This window comes from Streptomyces phytophilus (assembly GCF_013870535.1).
In the GTDB taxonomy this organism is placed as follows: domain Bacteria; phylum Actinomycetota; class Actinomycetes; order Streptomycetales; family Streptomycetaceae; genus Streptomyces; species Streptomyces phytophilus.
Genome location: NZ_JACBXC010001651.1, coordinates 1 through 1111 on the forward strand (window position 1 = coordinate 1; position 1111 = coordinate 1111).

A 1111-nucleotide genomic window follows, 5' to 3' on the forward strand; every position below is an offset into this window, starting at 1 on the left:
ACGACGAAGGACGGCGAGTTGCGGGCGGTCGGCACCGGCGGCAAGGAGCGGTGGACGGTCGAGCTGCCGGTCAAGTCGACGGTCGGCAAGCCCGCGTGGGCCACGACGGCCGACGGCCTGCTGGTGGTCTCGGGTTCGGACGGCAGGATCGCGGTGGTCGACACCCAGGACGGCAAGAAGGTGTGGGACACCCCGCAGCGCAGCTCCTACGCGCTGCCGTGCGCGATCGGCGGGGGCTTCCTGTACGCGGGCGGGGACGGGCTGACGGCGTACGCCCTGACGGGCGACGGGGAGCCGGAGTGGAACGAGGAGCCGAAGGGCGACTACATCTGGTCCGCGCCGGCGCTGGACGGGAACGTGCTCTACGCCGTGAACGACTCGACGCTGACCGCCATGAACGCGAAGACGCGGGACACCGAGTGGACGGAGGAGGCGTCGACCGTCGCGCTGAAGTACCCGCCGGTGGTCCAGGGGAACTCGCTGTGGTGCGGTACGACGTCGAAGGGCGATCCCGACGCCCTGAGGGTCTACGACATCGGCAAGGGCCGGAAGGCGTGGGACGACCGGCGCACCTCGCGGGAGCGGGACGACTGGACCATGGCCGCCGCGAACAACCGGGTGTTCATCCTCTACACGGGGTCGCTGACCGCAAACCCGGTGTTCTGACAGGCCGTCGGGCGCACGGCCCGGACGGGTGCGCCGCGCCCGCCGCGGGGCGGGTGTTCTGAACGGTGACACATCCGTTGCCGATTGCGACAGTCCGGCCTGCCGGCGCGCTCCGTCCTCCCCTTAGGGTGGAGAGGCACACGGCACCGGGCATGCGCCGGCACGACCGCCGTGATGCGAGGGGATTCGGGAGGCACAGTGAGCAGCGATCGGGACGAGAACGGCGCGGGCCGGACCAGCCCCGATGTCGAGCGGTCCGCTACGGAGCCGGAGGGCACGGGCGAGTTCACCACCAGCCCGGCGCCCACCGCCTGGTACACGCAGGGGGTGCCGCCGCCGAGCACCAGTCACGACGAGGAGGCGGGCACCGGCTCGTCCCACTCCGGCTCGGCGATGCCCCCGTTGCCCAACGGCTTCACGGCCGCCCACGCGCCCGCCCCGGGGC

Annotated in this window: 2 protein-coding genes; both read left to right on the forward strand. The window is 72.5% G+C overall.

Going from position 1 to position 1111, the window contains the following annotated elements; genetic code table 11:
• On the forward strand, positions 1-666 hold a 666-nt coding region (locus tag H5J30_RS34950; RefSeq protein ID WP_181791819.1), incomplete at its 5' end, for an outer membrane protein assembly factor BamB family protein.
• A 198-nt stretch (positions 667-864) separates the two neighbouring features.
• Positions 865-1111 (forward strand): SCO5717 family growth-regulating ATPase (locus H5J30_RS34955; protein WP_181791820.1); only part of this gene is annotated, 247 nt, incomplete at its 3' end.